General features: G+C 69.2%; 16 protein-coding genes. 6 read left to right on the forward strand and 10 right to left on the reverse strand.

Going from position 1 to position 19,798, the window contains the following annotated elements; all coding sequences use genetic code 11:
* Positions 1-351: 351 nt before the first annotated feature.
* The 3 genes from ACZ5ZX_RS28580 to ACZ5ZX_RS28590 form a co-directional block, all read right to left on the reverse strand.
* Positions 352-1,554: an HNH endonuclease signature motif containing protein gene (locus tag ACZ5ZX_RS28580; RefSeq protein ID WP_465505164.1), complete on the reverse strand. Its 1,203-nt coding sequence runs from the start codon at positions 1,552-1,554 to the stop codon at positions 352-354.
* 740 nt (positions 1,555-2,294) lie between these two features.
* Positions 2,295-3,593, reverse strand: a complete 1,299-nt coding sequence (locus ACZ5ZX_RS28585) for a GGDEF domain-containing protein (protein ID WP_465505062.1) — start codon at positions 3,591-3,593, stop codon at positions 2,295-2,297.
* A gap of 330 nt (positions 3,594-3,923) precedes the next feature.
* Positions 3,924-5,183, reverse strand: a complete 1,260-nt coding sequence (locus tag ACZ5ZX_RS28590) for an MFS transporter (RefSeq protein WP_465505063.1) — start codon at positions 5,181-5,183, stop codon at positions 3,924-3,926.
* A gap of 139 nt (positions 5,184-5,322) precedes the next feature.
* Here ACZ5ZX_RS28590 and ACZ5ZX_RS28595 point away from each other — a divergent pair, with 139 nt between their 5' ends.
* Positions 5,323-5,610, forward strand: a complete 288-nt coding sequence (locus tag ACZ5ZX_RS28595) for a hypothetical protein (protein WP_465505064.1) — start codon at positions 5,323-5,325, stop codon at positions 5,608-5,610.
* A gap of 12 nt (positions 5,611-5,622) precedes the next feature.
* Here ACZ5ZX_RS28595 and ACZ5ZX_RS28600 read toward each other — a convergent pair whose 3' ends face one another.
* The gene (locus ACZ5ZX_RS28600) at positions 5,623-6,561 is read right to left on the reverse strand and encodes a GlxA family transcriptional regulator (protein ID WP_465505065.1); all 939 of its coding nucleotides are present in this window, start codon (positions 6,559-6,561) and stop codon (positions 5,623-5,625) included.
* Positions 6,562-6,653: 92 nt separating this feature from the next.
* On the opposite strand from ACZ5ZX_RS28600, the gene ACZ5ZX_RS28605 reads away from it, so the two are divergent.
* From ACZ5ZX_RS28605 to rnhA, 3 genes are read left to right on the forward strand one after another with little or no spacing between them, the layout of a single operon-like run.
* Positions 6,654-7,070 carry a DUF6010 family protein gene (locus ACZ5ZX_RS28605; protein WP_465505066.1) on the forward strand — a complete coding sequence of 139 codons (417 nt, stop codon included), beginning with the start codon at positions 6,654-6,656 and terminating at the stop codon, positions 7,068-7,070.
* Positions 7,071-7,127: 57 nt separating this feature from the next.
* Complete coding sequence (gene dinB / locus ACZ5ZX_RS28610) at positions 7,128-8,318, forward strand: DNA polymerase IV (RefSeq protein WP_465505067.1); 1,191 nt, start codon at positions 7,128-7,130, stop codon at positions 8,316-8,318.
* A 22-nt stretch (positions 8,319-8,340) separates the two neighbouring features.
* A complete protein-coding gene (gene rnhA / locus ACZ5ZX_RS28615; protein WP_465505068.1) occupies positions 8,341-8,838 on the forward strand; it encodes a ribonuclease HI in 498 nt (165 codons plus the stop codon).
* A 7-nt stretch (positions 8,839-8,845) separates the two neighbouring features.
* On the opposite strand, the gene ACZ5ZX_RS28620 is transcribed toward rnhA, so the two are convergent.
* From ACZ5ZX_RS28620 to ACZ5ZX_RS28635, 4 genes are all read right to left on the reverse strand, one after another.
* Entirely contained in the window at positions 8,846-9,514 is a 669-nt protein-coding gene (locus ACZ5ZX_RS28620) for a VldE C-terminal domain-containing protein (protein WP_465505069.1), read from the reverse strand.
* 196 nt (positions 9,515-9,710) lie between these two features.
* Positions 9,711-10,208 carry a GerMN domain-containing protein gene (locus tag ACZ5ZX_RS28625; RefSeq protein ID WP_465505070.1) on the reverse strand — a complete coding sequence of 166 codons (498 nt, stop codon included), beginning with the start codon at positions 10,206-10,208 and terminating at the stop codon, positions 9,711-9,713.
* Complete coding sequence (locus tag ACZ5ZX_RS28630; protein WP_465505071.1) at positions 10,205-11,617, reverse strand: ATP-binding protein; 1,413 nt, start codon at positions 11,615-11,617, stop codon at positions 10,205-10,207. Before ACZ5ZX_RS28630 ends, ACZ5ZX_RS28625 begins: the two co-directional genes overlap by 4 nt.
* Entirely contained in the window at positions 11,614-12,306 is a 693-nt protein-coding gene (locus ACZ5ZX_RS28635; protein WP_465505072.1) for a response regulator, read from the reverse strand. The genes ACZ5ZX_RS28630 and ACZ5ZX_RS28635 overlap by 4 nt, the downstream gene beginning before the upstream one ends.
* A gap of 110 nt (positions 12,307-12,416) precedes the next feature.
* Here ACZ5ZX_RS28635 and ACZ5ZX_RS28640 point away from each other — a divergent pair, with 110 nt between their 5' ends.
* Positions 12,417-13,364, forward strand: coding sequence for a phosphatase PAP2 family protein (locus tag ACZ5ZX_RS28640; protein WP_465505073.1), 948 nt, complete (start codon positions 12,417-12,419; stop codon positions 13,362-13,364).
* A gap of 454 nt (positions 13,365-13,818) precedes the next feature.
* On the opposite strand, the gene ACZ5ZX_RS28645 is transcribed toward ACZ5ZX_RS28640, so the two are convergent.
* The gene (locus ACZ5ZX_RS28645; RefSeq protein ID WP_465505074.1) at positions 13,819-15,039 is read right to left on the reverse strand and encodes a cytochrome P450 family protein; all 1,221 of its coding nucleotides are present in this window, start codon (positions 15,037-15,039) and stop codon (positions 13,819-13,821) included.
* A gap of 140 nt (positions 15,040-15,179) precedes the next feature.
* On the opposite strand from ACZ5ZX_RS28645, the gene ACZ5ZX_RS28650 reads away from it, so the two are divergent.
* On the forward strand, positions 15,180-16,718 hold the full coding sequence (locus ACZ5ZX_RS28650; protein WP_465505075.1) for a GGDEF domain-containing protein: 1,539 nt from the start codon (positions 15,180-15,182) through the stop codon (positions 16,716-16,718).
* A 377-nt stretch (positions 16,719-17,095) separates the two neighbouring features.
* On the opposite strand, the gene ACZ5ZX_RS28655 is transcribed toward ACZ5ZX_RS28650, so the two are convergent.
* On the reverse strand, positions 17,096-19,381 hold the full coding sequence (locus ACZ5ZX_RS28655; RefSeq protein WP_465505076.1) for a tetratricopeptide repeat protein: 2,286 nt from the start codon (positions 19,379-19,381) through the stop codon (positions 17,096-17,098).
* Positions 19,382-19,798: the final 417 nt, after the last annotated feature.

Here is a 19,798-nt window from a genome sequence, read left to right on the forward strand (position 1 = left end):
TTCACGCCGGTTTCATCGGGGCGGGCCTGGCTGTGCGGTGTGTTCGGGAGCTGTCGTCGTTCCTCGGTGATGGCGCCGTGTCGGGGGCAGGCGTTGCCGTTTTCCGGCGATGGGGTTCAGCGACCCGATCTTGGGCCAGCCGCTGCTTACGCGGTTGTCATGACACGCCCTTGCGGGAAGGGTCGGAAGCCGGCACTCTCCAGCCGCCAAATCACGCCGGCCATCGCCGGGAACGTGCCCGAGAGGTGTTCACCGGTCGTTGATCAGGACCTTAGGCACGAAACCGCACCGTCCGTTGCCGATTCCTGGCGACGAGGATCAGAAGGGTGGCGGTTCGGCGGTCTGGGGGCTTTATGGGCGGGGTTCGTGGAGTGGTGGTGGGGTGCTGTCGTAGCTGTGTCCAGTCGGGGTGGTGATGGTGAGGGTGCCGTCGGGGGTGAGACGGTAGCTCCAGCCGGGTTCGTCTTTGAGGCGGTGGTCGCGGCGGCAGAGGTCGATCAAGTCGTCGGCGGTGGTGTGGCCGCCGTGCTGCCACGGCACTACATGGTCGAGATCGCAGGCCTGTGCCGGACGCCCGCACCCCGGTCTTCGGCACTCACGATCCCGCACCCGCACAAACTCACCCAGACCTGCCGTAGGCCGGTACCGGTCCCGTCCCAGGTCCAGGACTTGCCCGGACAGCGGGTCGGTGATGATGCGGCGCAGGACGGTGTCCGGTGCGGTGGCGATGTGGCGGGCCAGCCCCGCGGGGATGTGGCCGTGTCCGGCCAGCTCGGCGGGCTCATTGTTCAGCCCGAGATAGGTGAACAAATCCATGTACAGGAACACTTCGGTGCGTTCACTGGTGCCGCCGCCGTGGCCGCCGAGCAGGAGATCGAGCGCGATGTCCGCGCGGAGCTGGTCCAGCGTGCGGGTCTCCCCATCCTTGCGCAGGGCGCGGGCTTCGTGGTCGATGCGGCGGTAGGCGGCAGTGACCTTCTCGACCGGCCCGTCTTCGACCTCGATCGAGGCGACCCCGGTCTCGCCCTGCCGCAGGGTGAGACGGCGCCCTTCGCGGTGGTGCGCGGCGCGTTTGTCGGCGCCGTCACGGTCGACGGTGCCCGCCGCGTGATTCGCCGCTTTCCGGATCTGGCCGGCATTCCTGCCCGGCAACCGATCCTCCAACAGAGCGTCCGCGGCACGCGCGTTCTCCTCCGAGAGCCAGGCGGTGGCGGCGGCGACTTTCATCGCACCGAAACCACACAGTTTCCCTTGGTCCATCAACGCCAGGGTGCGGGGCAGGCGCGTGGTCAACGCCTCGGCCGTGGAGACCATCGAGCCCGCATGAGTGTCCACCAGAGACAACTCGACCGCGACCTCCTGCACCACACTCCGCGCACCCTGCCGGTGCCGGCTCAGCTGAGCCAACGCGCGGAACCGGACCGCCTCCAACCGCGCGATCCCCGCCGACGCCGCCCGCGCCACAGCCACAGAATCCTTGTCGTCCAACGAAACTATCGAAGCATTGACCAACTCCACAAGATCAGGATCGGTGAGTTCCTCGAGAAGCGCCACCGGCGCCGCCTGGTAAGTATCCACGCCGAAAACCGTACAACCGGCCACCGACAATTCTGGATCATGCGACCCACACAATCATTGCCGGATTTCGGCGAAAGCCTTCAGGCGGCTCTGATTTGGGTATGACTGGAGATAGAACTCTGCTCATGGATTCGGTGGAGTGTTGCCGGATTTCGGCGACAGACTCTTGCGTGGATTGGTTCCTGAGGGGGCCTTGGTTTGGGCAAGTCTCGCAACAGGTCTCCACTGCCGAAGCCGGTGCACCATCGCCGAATTCCGGCAACAGCCTCCTAGGGGCAGTTCCCAAGGACCGCCCTGGTTTGCGCCAGCCTTGTGACAGGTCTCCGCCATGGAGCCGGAGACGCCGTTGCCGAATTCCGGCAGCAGTCTCCTGGGTGGGTCGGTTCCAAGGGCCGCCCCGGCTTGCGCGAGCCACGGCAGCTCCCCACCCCGAAGCCGAAGACGCCGTTGCCGAATTCCGGCGAAACCCTCGTGTGTAGGTTGATTCCCGAGAGGTGCTCTGGTTTGGGTGAGTATCGCGACGGGTCTCTGCTCTCGGCAGTCGGTGCGCTGTTGCCGAATTCCGGCGACAGTCTCTCGTGTGGATTGGTTCCCGAGGGGTGCCCTGGTTTGAGCGAGTCTCGCACCAGGTCTCCACTGCCGAAGCCGGTGCACCATCGCCGAATTCCGGCAACACAACCCCACCCAGGCGAGACCGAAAGGCCGTCACCGAGCCCCTACTGAACAGGCGGGGCCAACTCGACGCGATTGCGGCCACCTTGCTTCGCCCGATAGAGCGCGGTGTCGGTGGCGACGAGGAGATCGTCGACGCTGGAGACGTTGGCGGCCGGGTACAGCGCGCCGCCGATCGACACGGTCAGGTCGGTCAGCACCGTGTCGCGGTCGGGCAGCGCGACCGAGACCATCGCGACCTGGTGCCGGATCCGTTCGGCCACCTGGCGCAGGGTCTCCTCGCTGTGGACGTCCGGGATGACGATCGCGAACTCCTCGCCGCCCCACCGTCCGCAGACGTCCTGTTCGCGGATCTCGGCGCGCAGCGCGTCGCCGACGGCGCGCAGGACGAGGTCGCCGTTGGGGTGACCGTAGGTGTCGTTGATCGTCTTGAAGTTGTCGAGGTCGAGGAACAGCACGCCGAGTTTGCGGCCCGCGCGCGTCCGGCCGAGATGTTCCTCGGCCAGTTGGCGCCAGCGGCGTTTCGTGACGAGTCCGGTGGTGGCGTCGGTGTGCGCGTCGCGCCGGTACTGCGTGAGCAGCAGCCCGCGGTGCAGTGCGACCAGCGCGATGACGACCCCGACCAGCACCAGTGGGTTCGCCTGTACGAGCACGACGGCCGTCACCAGGCCGAGCCCGAGTGCGCCTGCCTCGAGGATCTGGTCACCGAAGCCGGAGAACAGTTCGCCGATCGACTTCGGTGGCGACGAGAGCGCGATCGCGATCATCACCAGCACGGTGTTGATCGCCCAGCGCAGGGCCGCGGCCACGATGATGACGGCGAGGTCACCCAGTCCGGCGAGCAGTCCGGAGTCGGGCGAACCGGGGTAGTGGCGCATGCCGAGGCTGAGGACGACGACGGCGGCCTGGGTGCCGCAGAGCACCGTCGCGGCGGAAAAGATCCACCGATGGGGTAGGACCGGCCGTTGGTGTGGCCAGATCCGCAGCCATGCGATGGTGTAGGTCACGACGACCATCGCGGCGGCGAGCACCGGCGGCAGCGCGATGACGGCGGCGACGCTCCAGACCGCCTTGGTGTCGACGTAGGCGACCGACGGGGCCCTGTCGTACTCCCGTTGGCGTTCGATCTGCCGGGTGCCCTCGATCGCGATGGCCGCGCAGAGCGTCAAGATGCCGAAACGGACCAGGTCGGTGCCGGTGACCGGGACCAGCCGGGCCGTGGCGGCGGTCGAGAGGACTGCGATGAGATTCACGACCAGCACGTAGGAACGCACAGGTCGCGGCAGGCTCCACAGGTGCCAGGCCCTGAGCCGCCGCCGCGCGCCGCCGAGTCGTCCGTCCACGCACCCTCTTCCGTCGGTGATCTACACCGTAATCGAACCGGGACTGCGACGACCCTCGTTGTCCGGACGATAAGAAGCGCGGCCGCGAATTCCCCCGGACAGCCCAACCGAAACGAGGGAGGTGCACCGATGCAGGACAACAACTGGTGAGTGATTTGCCGGGTTCATCGCTATTTCGAGGGAGGTGAACAGCATGCGGGACAACAACTGGACCTGAGTGATCTGCCCCACGGGCGTGCGCTCGGATTTTCGGAAGGGAGGTGAACGTAGTGCGTGACAACAACTGGACGACCCGTCGTGACAACAACTGGACGTGATGACCGGCCGCTGTCAGGAACCGTGCTCACCAACCGGTGTCGTCCCGCCGACCGGCCCCACGTGATCCCCGTGATCCCCGGGGCCACGGCGGGACGACACCGCACGCGACCAGCCGACGCCGGCCACCCCGGCGACCACCACACCCGCGGCCGCCGCGACGGCGACCACGGTGGTCGGCGCGACGACCTGCGCCACCAGCCCGGCCACGGCGATACCCGCCGCCTGTGCCGCGCGCAACGCGGCGATCGCGACCCCGATCACCTGACCGCGATGGTCGGGCGGCGCGGCGAGGCTGTACTGCGTCTGGGTGATCATGTCGTGCGCGGAGAACGCACCCGAGATCGTCCACAGCACGACGATGGGGACCAGGCCCGACACCCAGACTGTCGGGATCAGCACCAGGCTGCTCATCACCGTCAGTGCGCCCAGCAGCCGGACCTGCCGTTCGCGCGGGATCCGGCTCAGCAGGATCCCGCCGAGAACCGAGCCGACCGGGTTCGCGGCCAGCAGCCACGGCAGCGCACCCGCGCCGCCCAGTTCGGCGGCGACCGGGACGGCGAGGCCCTCGGGGACGACGTAGAAGCCGCAGCAGCAGGCGATGAGCAGCAGCCACCGCAGCTTGCGGTCGCGGGCGACCAGACGGCAGCCCGCGAGCAGCGACGGGCGCTGGTGGTGGCGTGGGGCCGAGGGCGGGTACCGCCTGAGCCCGAAGCGGAGCATGAGCGCCGAGAGCGCGAACGTGCCCGCGTCGATCAGCAGCGCGCCAGGCACGCCGAGGCCGGTGACGACGGCGGCGCCCGCGCCGAACCCCACCACGAGCCCGGCTTGATACGTCGACGAGATGACGGCCTGCCCGACGACCAACCGGTCCGGGTCGAGCAGGTCCGGCAGCATCGCCTGCCGCGCCGCGTAGAACGGTCCGGCCATGAGCTGCACGAGGAACAACAGGGCGGCCGCGGCGGGCAACGGCAGCCCCGGCACCGCCATCAGCGCGATCAGGACCGCGCGGCCGACGTCGGTGGCCACCATCACCGTGCGGCGCGAGAACCGGTCCGCGACGCCGCCCAGCGCACCGCCGAGGAGATCGGGCACGAAAGTCAGCGCGTACGCGGCCGAGGCCCAGCCGGCCGACGACGTCCGGTCGAACACGAGCACCGTGAGCGCGACCCTGGCCAGCTGGTCACCGGCGACCGAGAGCAGATGCGCGAGCCAGATCCGGCGGAACTCGGCGACCGCGAAGACGCTGCGGAACGACGCCGCTCGGGCTGGCATGCGCTTCAGGCTGTCGTGAAGCGGCCACTTCGCGCAACCCGGCGGGGAAGTTCGAAAAATATCCGTGCTCATGTCGAACCGCCGCGCCACCGTTCGACGTGTCAGTAGAGAGGCAAGGAAGACAAGGACGGAGAATCCGATGTCGCATTCACTGGGTCCGCTGGCGCACAACCTGGCCGCCTACGCCATCTACTCGACCGCGCAGACCGAGATGCGCCACGCGTACAAGCTCATCGAGTCCGGCGACTACCTCGGCGCCGCCGCGGAGATCGATTCCGCCGCGCACGCCGCCGAAGTGCTCGCCCGCGCCACCTCCGGTCTGGACGCCGAACGCTCCGAACGATGGCTCAGAGTCGTCGTCGCCCGAAGGCGGTTCGCCGAGCAGGCCAGGGTGCGTGCCGGCGCCGAAGCCGCCTTGGCCGCCTGAATTTCTTACGGCTCAACGGAAAGCGCGTCGATAAGTACCGGGACTGACCCCCGTCGTGCGCTTGAACCGCTCGCGGAACGAGGTCGGTGAGCCGAACCCGACCTCGGCGCCGATCCGCTCGACCGCGTCCTGCGTGGTCTCGAGCAGATGCTGTGCCTGCCGGATACGCGTCCGGTGCAGCCATTGCAGCGGTGTCGTCCCCGTCTGTTCGCGGAAGTGCCGGATCAGTGTGCGGGTGCTCATCCCGGCGTGCGCGGCGATGTCGGCGAGGCTGAGGTCACGCGTGAGATTTTCCTGCATCCAGAGCAATGTGGGTTCCAGCGCCGAACCGCGGGGTGCCGGGGGATGCCGCAGCGCGATGAACTGGGCCTGGCCGCCTTCACGTTCCAGCGCCATCACCGAAAGCCGGGCGGCGTCGGCCGCGATCGCGGAGCCGTGGTCGCGGCGGATCAGGTGCAGGCACAGATCCAGGCCCGCGGCGGCGCCCGCCGACGTCAGGATCTGCCCGTTGTCGACGTAGAGCACGGCCGGGTCGACCTCGATCGCCGGGTAGGCCTCGGCGAGCGATTCGGCCGCGAGCCAGTGGGTGGTGGCGCGGAGGCCGTCGAGCAGCCCGGCGGCGGCGAGGATGAAGGTGCCGGAACAGATCGAGGCGATCCGCGTACCCGCCGCGGCCGCCGCAGTGAGCGCGTCATGGACGGCCCGCGGCACCGGCCGGGCGGGTTCGGCCGTGCCGGGAACGATGATCGTGTCGGCCTCGCGCAGCGCTTCCAGCCCCCACGGCGCGCGCAAGGTGAAATGCCCGGCGTCGACGTCCGGCCGTTCGGCGCAGACGAGCACCCGGTAACCCGCGCCGCCGTCCGGCAGCCGTGTCCTGGTGAAGACCTCGATGGGGGTCGACAGATCGAACGGGATCACCTGGTCCAGTGCGAGCACGGCGACGGTGTGCATATCCGGAACCTACCGCGCCGATGGCGGGATCCCGTTGGAAGGCGTCGTTCACGCCACTGGGCGCGGACGCGGTCCGGTTCTAGCGTCGAGCCATGATGATCATCGCGCCGATTCTGGTCGGCCTCGCCTACGTCGTCCTGATGTCGCTCATCCACGAACCGCACCGCCGCCGCTTCAACGCGATCATGGTCGCGGGCGCGGGCGCCGCGTATCTCAGCGGTGGCGGCCTCGGGATCTGGGAATTCGCGTTCGCCGCGGTGGTGACCTACGTGGCTTACCGCGGCCTCGAGTCATGGACGTTCGTCGGGATCGCCTGGCTCCTGCACACCGGCTGGGACGTCGTGCACCATCTCAAGGGCGCCCCGATCATCCCGTTCCTGCACGATTCCTCGTTCGGCTGCGCGATCTGCGATCCGGTGATCGCGATCTGGTGCTTCGCGGGCGGACGATCGGTGACGGACTTCCTGCGTGCCCGCGTCGGTTCGCGCAGGGAACCTTCGCCGGTCTGACGGTTCGGCCGATCCGGGGCTTGGCCGCCCGGACGGCTTGATGCGAACATATGTTCTATGCCGACCGAGGGTCCCATCCTGCACGCCGACCTGGATTCGTTCTACGCGTCGGTCGAACAGCGGGACGACCCGAGCCTGCGCGGGCGGCCGGTCATCGTCGGCGGAGGGGTCGTGCTGGCGGCCAGTTACGAGGCCAAGGCCTACGGCGTCCGCACGGCGATGGGCGGCGGCCAGGCGCGGCGCCTGTGCCCGGACGCGATCGTGGTCCCGCCGCGGATGCACGCCTACGCGGAGGCGAGCAAGGCGGTTTTCGAGGTCTTCGACAACACGACACCGCTGGTGGAAGGCATTTCGATCGACGAGGCCTTCCTCGACGTCGGCGGACTGCTGAAGATCGCCGGCACGCCGAGCCGGATCGCCGCGAAACTGCGCCGGGACGTCCTGGAGCAGGTCGGCCTGCCGATCACCGTCGGCGTCGCCCGGACGAAGTTCCTCGCGAAGGTCGCCAGCGGCGTCGCGAAACCCGACGGGCTGCTCGTCGTGCCGCACGACAAGGAACTGGAGTTCCTGCACCCGCTGCCGGTCGAACGGCTGTGGGGCGTCGGCGAAGTGACCGCGCGGAAGCTGCGCGAGCGCGGCGTCACGACGGTCGGGCAGATGGAAGGGTTCGGCGAGAAGGAACTCGTGCGCTTGCTGGGCCGTGGCGTCGGTACCCACCTGCACGCCCTGTCCCACAACGACGATCCGCGGCGGGTGCGGACCGGCCGCCGTCGCGGGTCCATGGGGGCGCAGCGCGCGCTCGGCAGCAGGCCGCGCTCGCCTGCCGAGCTCGACGCGATGCTGCTGACGCTGGCCGATCGCCTCGCGCGGCGGCTGCGCGCCGCGCACCGGGTGTGCCGGACGGTCGTGCTGCGCATGAGATTCGGTGACTTCACCAAGGCGACGCGCTCGCACACGCTGCTGGAAGCGACCGAACAGACCGGCGCGATCGTCGCCGCGGCGCGCGAGCTGTTCGCCGCGGCGAGACCACTGATCGACGAACGGGGCCTCACCCTGATCGGCCTCGCGCTCACGAATCTGTCGAAGGACGACGCGATCCAGCTGGCCTTGCCCTTCGAGACGAAGCCGAGGGACGCGCTCGACTCGACGCTCGACACGGTCCGGGACCGCTTCGGCTCGAAATCCATCACGCGCGCGGTGCATCTCGGGCAGGCCGAGGAGCCGTGGGTGCCGCTCCTGCCGGACTGAGCCCCGTCGCTAGGGTGTCCCGGTGGCGGATTCAGCGGCTTCAGTCGAGATCTACACCGATGGTGCGTGCAGCGGGAACCCCGGCCCCGGCGGCTGGGGCGCGGTGCTGCGGTACGGCACGGTCGAGAAGGAGATCTACGGCGGGGATCCCGGGCCGACGACGAACAACCGGATGGAGCTGACCGCGCCGATCGAAGCGCTGGAAAGCCTGAAACGCCGGGTCACCGTGAACATCTACACCGACAGCACGTATGTCCGGAACGGCATCACCAGCTGGGTGCGGAACTGGAAGAACAACGGCTGGATGACCTCGGCCAAGACGCCGGTCAAGAACGCCGACCTGTGGCGCCGCCTCGACGAAGCCGCTTCACAGCACGACGTCGAATGGCATTGGGTCAAGGGGCACGCCGGGCATCCGGAGAACGAGCGAGCGGACCGGCTCGCCGTCAAAGGCGTGGAAGAGGTCATGGGTCGACCTGTGGTCCAGCCCGGCGAACGGTCCGCTCGGCGTCGTCAGTAAGGCGTCGTCAGCAGCTGACGCTGACCTTCGCGCTTTTGGCGAAGGAGACGTGGACGTGGTCCATGTGGTTGGCGGTCGCGCCGCCGCGGTCCTCCATGGTGTCCCAGCCGCTGCCGTCGTTGTACCGCTGGCGCCAGATGACGTAGGTGACGCCGAAGTCCTTCTGGTTGGCCAGGATGTAGTCGGCGATGGCGTTGCCGGTGGCGGTGTCCACCATGAAGTCCAGTGCGAGGCCGGACGGGTGGTCGCTGGCGTTGGCGCGGCCCGCGACACCGCCGATGTTCGTGACACCGAACTTCGCCTTGATGTGGTTGCCGACCTGGGCCACGTGCGGTTTGGTGCCGGCGAGGCTGGTCGAACACGACGCCGTCGCCGCGGGGACGGTCTTCTTGATCGGGGCGGGGGCCTTGGTCGACGTCGTCGGCTTCGGGGGAGCCGGCGTGGTCGAGGGCGGCGGGGTCGTGCTGGAGGGCGGGGTCGTGCTGGTCGACGGCGGGGGAGTCACGCTGGAGACCGGGGGAGCCTGCAGCGCGAGCGCGGCACTGGCCGCTTCGACGTCAGGGGAGCCCGCGGTGGTCAGCCACATCGACGCCGGGAGCGCCGTGGCGACCGCTGCCGCGATACCCGCGGGGAGCTTCCACTGCGGAGCCTTTTTCTTGCGATGTCTGCCGGCCATTTCTCTGATCACTCACCACTTCGGGGACGGGAACTCGCGTCGGGGGCCGCGAGCTCCGGGCAACATTACGAAATGGACACGGCGATGTCACGCGCGAGTGTGCTCGCCCACAGTTACCTTGATCGGTGAACCGAACAGGGCTCACGTCCGTACAGACCCTAGAAGTGCTTTGTTGTGAGCACGGTGAGTGACGAGGTCAGCCGGCTTTGCAGGCTTGGAAGTACTGCTTGTCGTCCGGCGAGGTCACGTTCATCCCTCGGGCGCGCTGGGGCTGCCCCGTCGCCGACGGGGCGGCAATCGCGGTGCACACCAGCTGATTGAGGGCCTGTTCGGACAATTTCCGCGTGGGGAACGGCAGCACCATGGTCGCCGGGTCGCCCGAGTACACCTCGACCCTGCCCACTTCGGTCGGAACGAACGTGGTGAGCCCCTGCGCGGCCTCCCGATCCGTCGGGCCCTTCAGCAGCAGCGTGATCGCGCCCTCGGGGGAGATGAACCCTTCGCTGGCCCGGGTCACCGGGACGACCCGGCCATCGGAGACGAAGTACAGGGTCAGCCCGCCGAGGACCGCCGGCCCCGAGGTGGCGCGGATCGACGGTCCCGGCCCGGCCGGGACGACGCCGGTCGGCTGCACACCGCAGGCCGTCAGCAGTGCCGCGGCCGCGAGTGCGGGCAGCAGCCGGATCTTCCTCATCGCGTCACTCCTTCGGCCCGGTGCGGCAGGCGCAGGACGAACCGGGCGCCGTGCCCGGTGTCGGCCGCCGTGATGTCGCCGCCGTGCAACCGGGCGTTCTCCAGTGCGATCGCCAGGCCCAGCCCGCTGCCCTCGGACCGGGCGCGGGCGGTGTCGGCCTTGGTGAACCGGTCGAACACGTGCGGCAGGACCTCGGGGTCGATCCCGGGGCCGTGGTCTTCGACCTCCAGCGTGACGTTCTCCTCGTCGGTACGCAGGCGGACTTCGACCGGCGCGGCGCCGTGCCGGAGCGCGTTGCCGACGAGATTGGCCACGATGAGGTCGAGCCGCCGCCGGTCCACCCGGGCGAGGACGCCGTCGGGCAGGTCGGTGACCAGGTCTTCGCCGTCGCGCCAGCCACGGGCGTCGAGGCTGTCCCGGATCGCCGTCGCGAGATCCCATTCGTCGAGCGCGAGTTCGGCGCGGCCCGCGTCGAAGCGGGAGATCTCGACCAGGTCCTGGACGAGCCGGGTCAGCCTGCGGGTCTCGCCGGAGACCAGCCGCGCCGCGACGGCGGTGTCCGGCGGCAGCGTTTCGGCGTCCTCGTCCAGGACGTCGGTGACCGCGTTCATCGCCGCGAGCGGGGTGCGGAGTTCGTGCGACACGTCGGCCACGAACCGGCGGGCGTCGGCCTCCATGGCTCTCAGCTCGCCGACCGTGCGTTCCAGTTCTGCGGCCGTGTTGTTGAAGGTGGTGACCAGCTCGGCCAGTTCGTCGGACCCCTTGGCGGGCAGCCGGACGTCGAGCCTGCCTTCGCCGAGCTGGGCGGCGGCGGTGTTGAGCGCCCGTACCGGCCGCAGCACCTGCCTGGCGGCCAGCAAGGCGAGCGCGGCGGCCAGCGGCAGCGCGAGCGCCGCCATCTGCCACGCGGACTTCGCGAGTTCCTCGATGGCCTGTTGCTGCTGGACGAGGGAGGTGAGCGAGTACACCTCGACACCGGTGGCACCCATCGAGCCGTCCGGTTGCCGCGCCAGCACCGGCAAGCCGACCAGGAGTTCAGGGGTGGCGTCGCGATCCAGCCGCTGGAACTGGATCCGGGTGTCGTTGGCGACCGTTTCCCGGAGTTCGGGGGAGAACGTGGTCAGGTCCGGACCGTTGACCGACCGCAGATCCCGGTAGACCGCGACGGCGTTCAACCGCAGGCTGCCCGCGAAGTCGTTGAGCTGTTCCTGGGTCGGTGGCGTGGACAGCGGGCGGCCGTACGCGGCGACCCGGTCCTTCAGCTGGTTCATCGCCGCGTCTTGGACCGCTTCGAGAATGGCGTTGCGGGCCGAGACGTAACTGGCTCCCGCCGCGGCCGCCGCCCCGATGATCGTCATCGCCGCGAAGGCCAGGATGAGCCGGGGCCGCAGGCCGGAGAGCAGCCTCATGAACGGCCGAACCGGTACCCGAAGCCCCGGACGGTCTGGACGTGATCGGGCTTCGCGGGCACGTCTTCGATCTTCGCGCGCAGCCGCTGGACACAGGCGTCGACCAGCCGGGAATCACCGAGGTAGTCGTGATCCCATACGGCGGAGAGGATCTGCTGGCGGCTGTAGACCTGTCCGGGCGTGCGCGACAGCTCCAGCAGCAGTTTCAGCTCGGTCGGGGTGAGCGAGACCGGCACGCCGTTCTTCGTGACCACCAGCCCGGCGCGGTCGATGACCAGCTCGCCGTGCCGTTCCCCGCCCGGGTTCTCCTCGCCGGCGGGTTTCTCGCTCACCGCGCGCCGCAGCACCGCCCTGATCCGGGCGTCGAGCACGCGGGGCTCGATCGGTTTGGTCACGTAGTCGTCGGCGCCGGCCTCCAGTCCGGCCACGATGTCGAAGTCGTCGCTGCGGGCGGTGAGCATGATGATCGGCACCTCGCCCGCGGCGCGGATGCGGCGGCAGGTCTCGAAGCCGTCGATCCCGGGCAGCATCAGGTCGAGTACGACGATGTCGGGCTGGAACACCCGCAGTTTCTCCAGCCCGAGCTCACCGCTCTCGGCGGTGTGGACGGTGTGCGCCTGACGGCGCAGCGCGAGTTCCAGACCCTCCCGGACGGACGCGTCGTCTTCGATCACAAGGACACTTGCCACGCCGCCATTATTCGGACAACGGCGCGCGGATGCGAGTCGGCTCGATCTTGTAGCAGAACCATGACATTGTCCGGACCTCACCGCGAAACGCCGTGGGGACAGTGGGACGTATGGCCGTACTCATCCAGGAAGCGAAGCCGACCCCCGCCCACCGTCCCCTGCCGGGACGGCACGCCGAGACCAGGCGCACCCTGTCCAGGGCCGTGTTCCAGCTCGCCACCGGACTGGGACTGGCCGCCGCGTTCGTCGTGACCTTCGTGCTGTTCGTGCACACCTCGGCCGGGCAGCTCGCGGAGAACGGCGTCGTCCGCAGCGCGCAGTCCGGCCGGTGGTCCACAATGGACTGGGCGGGGCCGTTGCGGGACCAGGACATGGTGCTGGTGATCGGCGCCGCCGTCGTCGGGCTGGTCGTCTTGGCGTCGCTTCGCCGGAAGCCCGGTCTTCTGGTCCCCGCGCTGAGTGTCCTGGTGTTCCCGCTCGTCACCGCGCAGTTGCTCAAGCTGTACGTGCTCGACCGCCCCGAACTGCCCGACGGCGGTTACGGTCCCGGGCACAACAGCTTCCCGAGCGGACACGTCAGCGCCGCCATGGCGATTCTGATGGCTCTCGCTTTCGTTCTGCCGCAACGATTCCGTGCGGCGATCATCGGGATCGGCGGCGTCGCCGTCGCCTGGGTCGCGTCGTCGACCGTCGCGCTGGGCTGGCACCGACTGAGCGACACGGCGGGTGCCTGCCTGCTGGGCGCGTCCTTCGCCTGCCTTCTCGCCGCCTGGCTGACCACCCGGCGCCGCGACCTCCGCCGCACCCCCGCCGTCCTGGTGGCCTTGGCCGCGGTGCTGCCGACCGTCATCGTGCTGATCGGGTTCGTCGTCCTGCGTACCGCGACCGCCGGTGCCGCCCAGTTCGTCGCCGCGCTGGTGCTGGCCGCGCTGTCCGCGGTGGGCATCGTGCTGGTCGCGCTGTGGCCGCTGCGCGGGTCCGCGTTCGAACGGCGGGCCGGGGTGGAGACCCGGGTGGTCGACGACCTGCTCGAGACTCGCCTCGTGACCCGTCGCTGACGCAGGTCTCGGAGAGGTAAGCCGAATGCGCGCAGCAGGGTTCCGGCAAAGTCGCAGCGCTGCCGGCCCGGCCCGGTTCTGGACTGTCCGCAAGGGACACTTTCCGAGACCGAAGCGCCCGATTTGGTCGAACTGCACGGTTTCACGAGGGGTCGTGAGTGTCAATGAGCGTTGGTGCGTGAATCGTTGCACCTGAGGCTGGTGTGCCTAAGGGGACTTTTGTGGTGGCGTCTTTGCGCGTGAAGGCCCCCTTCCCTCGGCTCAGCCGAGGGAAGGGGGCCTTCACGCGCATGAGAACCGTACATACAGGCATCAATCGGGCACTCAATTGCCGGTGCCTATCCCTTGTGGACAGTCTCAAGGTAGTGAAGGCCTCCTTCGCTACCTTGAGGGTAGGCAAGGGGACCTTCACGGCAGCGAGCCGAGCACGCCACGTTTGACTTATCACTCACGATCAGAGTTTCACCGGCAGGTTGTGCAGGCCTCGGGTGATCGCGCTCGGCCACCAGACGAGCCGGTCTTCGGGCACGGTCAGCGTCATCGACGGCGCGCGGTCGAACAACGTCTCCAGCGCCGCGGACGCCTGCATCCGCGCGAGCGCGGCGCCGATGCAGATATGCGGGCCGACCCCGAAGGCCACGTGCCGCACCGGCCGCTCGCCCGGGCGGAACGCGAGCGGTTCGGGGTGGACGTCGGGGTCACGATTGGCCGCCAGCAACGACAACAGGATCGGGTCGCCGGGCTCCATCCGCTGCCCGGCCAGTTCCATCGGCTCGGTGACGAACCGCCAGCTGGTGTTCTGCAGCGGGGTGTCGCGGCGCAGGACCTCCTCGATGACGAGCGTCAGCCGCGAGCCGTCGGCGCGGGCGCGGGCCGCCTCCTCCGGATGCGTGATGAGGGTCAGCGCGGTGGAGGCGATGAGACTGATCGTGGTCTCGTGCCCGGCGATCAGCGATAGGAACGCCGTCGCGGCGACCTCTTCCGCGGTGAGCTTTCCGGCGGCTTCCTGTGCGAGCAGGTCGCTGATCAGGTCCGCGCCGGGTTCGGCGCGTTTCCGCGCGACGACGTCGGCGAGCAGTTCGTCCAGTTCGTCGGTCGCCTTCAGCATCGACGGCATGTCGGTGACGTCACCGGCGGCGACCACCAGCGCGGGCGGGCGGACCTCGTCCAGGAGGGTGTCCGGGATGCCGATCAGCTCGCAGATCGACCGGATGCCCAGCGGGTAGGCGAAATCCTCGACGAGATCGCCCTCGCCGCGCTCCAGGATCGGGTCGAGCAGTTCGTTCGCCAGCTGATGCGTGCGGTCGCGCATGTGTTGCAGCCTTCGCGGGCCGAACGCGCCGGCACAGGCTTTCCGCAGCCTCGCGTGCTCGTCGCCCTCGACGTTGTTCATATGCCCGATGAGTGTCGGGCGGTGGTCGGCCGGCAGGCCGAGATTGGCTTTGCGCCAGTGTTCCGCGGCCACGGAGGGACATTTGGACAACCGGGGGTCGGCCATCGCGGAGACGACGTCCGCGTGCCGGGTCAGCAACCAGGTCCAGGTGTCACCCGGCAGCGGAAGCCGGAACGCCGGGGCGTTCGCCCGCAGCCATGCGTAGGCGGGCGAGGGGTCCCGGTCGAAGTCCGGGCCGAACATGACCGGGACCGCGGCGGCGTCGTATGCGGCGTCTGGCATACGAGCCACCCTGCCAGCTTGTGGCGGCATCGTGTCCGGCGAACGCAGGCATTGCGTTGTCTCACGCGATCGTCAACGCGGTCCCCCTGTCACCCTCTTGTGGTGACCAGCAAGATCGAGGCGGGTGCGGTGCGTAACGGATGGAGGTGGCCCTCGTCAGCGACTTCGGGCTACGGGAGGAACTGAAGACCGCGAACCGCGACGTGGTCCCTGAACGGCAGACCGGTTCGGTCCGCGGGTTCGCCGACACCGTCGGGCTCGCCGCCGCCCGCGTCTGGCGGCTGCGAAGCCGTGCCTGGAACACCCTGCGCCATCCGGCGGGCTGGGAGCTGTGGCGGCTGCCGCCCGCGGCCATCGGCTGGATGCTCGGCGCCGAACTCGCGGTCTCCGGCTGGGCGCTCTACAGCGGTTTCAAGGCCTCCTCCACCACCACCGACCTCGTCCGCTTCGGCGTGATCGCGGGCTGCGCCATCTGGTACCTCGTCCAGACCCAGCATCCCGAGGAACAGCGGCGCGCCGACGACCGGCGTGGCGAGCACATCGACCAGACCGCGGTCTGGCTGGGTAGTGCGGCCGTCCTGCTCCCGCCCGCGTATTCGCTCGCGCTGCTGCTGATGGTGCGCGTCCAGCGCTACTCCATCGCGCACAAGGCGATGACGACGTTCCTCTTCACCACCGCCGCGCACGCCGCGTCCATCCTCGGCGTGCACACGATCACCGAACTGACCTCGCTGCACACCTGGCTCGAATCGGGCACGCTCCCTCAGCGAGCGGGTGACATCGTGTTCGCCGCCGTCGCGCTGGTGGGCGCCGCGCTCTGGTACTTCGCTTCACAGACGCTCCTGATCAGTATCGCGCGCGGCCTGGCCTGGGGCGGCTGGCGCCGTCAGAAGCTGATCGGCAGCTGGGCCGACAACGCGGACTTCGTCTACGCGCTGCAGCTCGCCGCGTGCACCACGATCCTCGGCGCGGTCAACATCGCGCTGGTGCCGCTGGTGATGATCGGGGTCGCGTTGCGCTCGACCCGGCTCTCGCAGGCACTGGCGGACACGATCGCGCGCAGCCAGCGCGACCGGAAGACCGGGCTGCTGACCGAGGACTCCTTCCACGCGCCCGCCGCGCTCAGGTTGCTCGAAGACCAGACCGATCGGCGTCCGACGGCGTTCCTGATGCTGGATCTCGACCACTTCAAACAGTGGAACGACAAGTACGGGCATTCCGGCGGCGACATCGTGCTCGGCTGCGTCAGCGCGGTACTGCGGCAGAACACGCGCGCTTCCGACGTCGTCGGGCGCTGGGGCGGCGAGGAATTCGCGGTACTGCTCCCGGACACCACACGCGAGGAAGCCGTGCGGATCGCCGAGCGGATCCGGGAGGCCGTGGCGAAGACCGCGATCACCGGGCTGACGGAACTCGCCAGCGGACACGCCACCAACGAACCCCGCGCGGTGGGGCCGATCCACGGCTGCACGGTGTCGATCGGCGTCGGCCTCTCGCCTGAGCACTCGACGGATTACGGCGAGCTGTTCCGTGCGGCGGACTCGGCGATGTACGCGGCGAAGCGGAGCGGACGGAACCGGGTCGTCGTGGCTCCTCCTGCCCCCGTCTCCCCGGAACCTCCGGCGCCCAGGGCGCCGACATCGCCACTGAGCCGGGCCGGCGACGCACGCCGAGAGTGACCCGACCGCATTCAGCGGACTATTGAGGGTAAGGCAAAAGTGACGGTCCCGGCGCGGGACTGGACTGACTGACGGAAGCCGGGCCGCGCCCCTCCAGCGTCCACAAGGGACGCTTTTCTGAAGAAAATTGTCCGGATTGGACGGTTTGTGCGGTTTTGTGCTGGGGTCGTGTGTGGCAATGAGGGTTCTAACCCTATTTGCCACTCACGACCCCACGCGGAACCGCACATAGCGTCATCAATCGGACACCGAGTCCTCGAAAGGTGTCCCTTGTGGACAGTCGCGCGACGCGCCCCGCCTCAACGGGGAGCTCCTCGCCTGCCGTCGGACAGTCAGCCGATCACGCCACGTTTGCCTTACCTCTCAATAAATGCGGGTTACTGAGCCGAGCCTTCGAGCCTGCCGCGCAGGACACTCGCCTTCCGGTCGTCGAGATCCATGACGAGCTGGAGCGCGTCGCGCCACGCCGCCATCGCCTCCTCGGTGTGGCCCTGCGCCGCCAGCGCGCAGCCGCGTTCGTCGAGCGCGTCGGCCTGGCCCCAGACGTCGCCGCAGTTCCGATAAGCGGTCAGTGCCTGCTCGCAGTACTCGAGCGCTTGGTCCAGGTCGCCGAACCGGCGGCAGGTCCTGGCCAGCGGGACCAGCGCGAACCCCATGCCGTGCTGGTCGGCGTCCTTGGCGTAGACGTCGAGGGCGCGACGGCCGTGGTCGAGGGCCAGATCGCGGTCCCCGCGATCACGGTAGGCCCGGCCGAGGTGCACCCGCGCGGTCGCTTCGCCGAGCTGGTAACCGATCCGCGCGTTCACCGCCACGCTTTGCTCGGCCAGCCGCACGGCTTCGGCGTAGTCCTCTCGCTCGTGCGCGATGTTGCCGAGCCCCACCAGCGCCCAGCCGAGGCTCGGGTTCTCGCCGATCTCGCCGGAGATGTCGACGGCCTGGCTGTACAGCTCGTGCGCGCGGTCGAGGGCGCCCCGCCGCCGGTGCGCCTCGGCGAGGTTGATCGCCGACCACGCCAGCCCGCCGAGGTCGCCGCCCGCCTTCGCGGATTCGATCGCCACGTCATGGCTGGAGATCCAGGTCTGCCACGGCCTGCCGAGCAGGTGGTAGTCGAACATCTCCACCGGCAGCCGCCAGCCGATCTCGTACAGCCCGTGGTCCAGCGCCAGGCGGGCGACGCCGGTGATGCTCGGCATCTCCGACGCGCACCAGATGTAGGCCTCGTCGAAGGTGGCGAACCGCAGCGGCTCGACGCCTTCGGGAGCGGGGCCGAGGTCGACGTGGTGGTCGCGGGCGGGCGTCAGCGTCCAGCTCGCCGCGTTGGCCGCGTGGAGATACCAGTGGGTGAGCCGGGAAACGGCCGCCTGCCGCTCGTCGCGCCACTGTTCGGCGGCGGCCTCTTCGGCGGCGTAGACGCGGAGCAGGTCGTGGAACCGGTAGTACAGCGGGCCGACCTGCTGGACGAGATGCGCCTGGACGAGCTTGTCGACAAGTCGCCGTGCTTCGTGTTCCGGCAGTCCGGCGAGCGCGGCCGCCGCGCCGGCGGTGAATCGCGGACCGGGGTGGAGGCCGAGCAGCCGGAACATGCGGGCGGTTTCGGCCTCGAGCGCGCGGTAGGACCAGCTGAAGGCGGCCCGGACCCCGACGGCGTCGTCGTCGACGGCGAGCAGTTCCAGCCGCCGCCCCTCGGCGACGAGTTCGACGGCGAGGTCTCCGACACTCTGGTGAGGATGGGTGGCGACCCGTTCGGCGGCGATGTTCACCGCCAGCGGCAGCGCCGCGCACAGCCGGACGAGTTCGCCGACACCGTCGGGATCGCCCGCCGCGCGGTCGTCCCCGATGAGCTCGGCCATGAGCCGCGTCGCTTCGAGATCTTCCAGCGGCTCCAAGGAAACCTGGACCGCGCCGCTGCCGACGACCAGTCCGGAGAGCCGTCGCCTGCTGGTGATCAGCACGGTGGTGTCCGGGGTGCCGGGCAGCACCGGCCGCACCTGAGACGAGTCGAGCGCGTTGTCCAGCACGACGAGCGTGCGCTGGCCCCGCAAGAGACCGCGCAGGAGGGCGAGCCGCATGTGCTCCTCGGCGGGAATGCGGTCGGGGCGGACGCCGACGCAGCGGAGGAGGTCGTCGAGGATGTCGGCGGGCTGGGCGGGGGAGCCCGCCGCGTAGCCGCGCAGATCCGACCAGAGGACGCCGTCGAATTCCTCCTGCCGCCGGTTCGCCCATTTCAGGACCAGCGCGGTCTTCCCGACTCCGGGCGGCCCGGCCACGAAGACCACCTTGGCCGGTCCGGTGAGGACTTTTTCGTCGAGCAGGGCGAAGTGTTCCTCGCGGCCGACGAAATGGCTCGGCGGAGGCGGAAGGTGAACGTACGGTTCCGCACGGGCGGCTTCGGCGAGCACGATCAGCGTCCCGCCCGCCTCCAGCGCGCGATCGCAGGCTTCGGCGAATTCCGCGCTCGGCGGGGTGAGTCCGCGTTCCACCCGGCTGATGAGACTCTTGTCGACATAGGCGACTTTCTGGAGTTCGCGCAGCGCCAGTCCTTTGGCCTGCCGCCGTTGCCGCAGCGCACGGCCGAACGCCGACGCCGCCGTCGAAACCGGCCGCGGTTCCGCCCGTGCTTTCCCGGCTTCCCCGGATCTGGCCGAGCCGGAATTCTCGGTCACCAGAAGCACCTTTCTCCCTGCTCCGCGGCAGATCGTGCCACAACGGGCCAGAAGGCGGGCAGGGCCATCTGCCGATTCGCCGCTGGGCGAAATGGCTCCGCGTGCGACAACCTTCCCATTACATGGGTCACAACACGGCCACCGGGTGCGTGGAGGGGGAAAGGCTGCCCGCAAACTGAGCGAGAACGCGCCCGTTCCCCACCGGTGCGCCGGTCGAAAGGGAGGTGGGTCATGCGCGACCGCGAAATGTGAGCAGGCCCTGTTCCGCCTTGCGAACAACCGGGCGAGTACTGATCTCCTCGTGAGCCGGTCGTGGGGGGGCGGGGCGGCGGCCCCACCCCCGACCCCGGGGCACGGATATGTCAGCGGATAAAGGCGGTGGATATTATTTAAATTTAATAAAAGTTTGGCGAGGGC

The sequence above is a fragment of the Amycolatopsis sp. NPDC033938 genome (assembly GCF_055575975.1).

Coding starts and splice junctions, on each gene's coding strand:
- ACZ5ZX_RS28590 (WP_465505063.1), bottom strand. CDS start 5,183: ATGCCAGCCCGAGCGGCGTCGTTCCGCAGCGTCTTCGCGGTCGCCGAG.
- ACZ5ZX_RS28595 (WP_465505064.1), top strand. CDS start 5,323: ATGTCGCATTCACTGGGTCCGCTGGCGCACAACCTGGCCGCCTACGCC.
- ACZ5ZX_RS28600 (WP_465505065.1), bottom strand. CDS start 6,561: ATGCACACCGTCGCCGTGCTCGCACTGGACCAGGTGATCCCGTTCGAT.
- ACZ5ZX_RS28605 (WP_465505066.1), top strand. CDS start 6,654: ATGATGATCATCGCGCCGATTCTGGTCGGCCTCGCCTACGTCGTCCTG.
- dinB (WP_465505067.1), top strand. CDS start 7,128: ATGCCGACCGAGGGTCCCATCCTGCACGCCGACCTGGATTCGTTCTAC.
- ACZ5ZX_RS28620 (WP_465505069.1), bottom strand. CDS start 9,514: ATGGCCGGCAGACATCGCAAGAAAAAGGCTCCGCAGTGGAAGCTCCCC.
- ACZ5ZX_RS28625 (WP_465505070.1), bottom strand. CDS start 10,208: ATGAGGAAGATCCGGCTGCTGCCCGCACTCGCGGCCGCGGCACTGCTG.
- ACZ5ZX_RS28630 (WP_465505071.1), bottom strand. CDS start 11,617: ATGAGGCTGCTCTCCGGCCTGCGGCCCCGGCTCATCCTGGCCTTCGCG.
- ACZ5ZX_RS28640 (WP_465505073.1), top strand. CDS start 12,417: ATGGCCGTACTCATCCAGGAAGCGAAGCCGACCCCCGCCCACCGTCCC.
- ACZ5ZX_RS28645 (WP_465505074.1), bottom strand. CDS start 15,039: ATGCCAGACGCCGCATACGACGCCGCCGCGGTCCCGGTCATGTTCGGC.
- ACZ5ZX_RS28650 (WP_465505075.1), top strand. CDS start 15,180: ATGGAGGTGGCCCTCGTCAGCGACTTCGGGCTACGGGAGGAACTGAAG.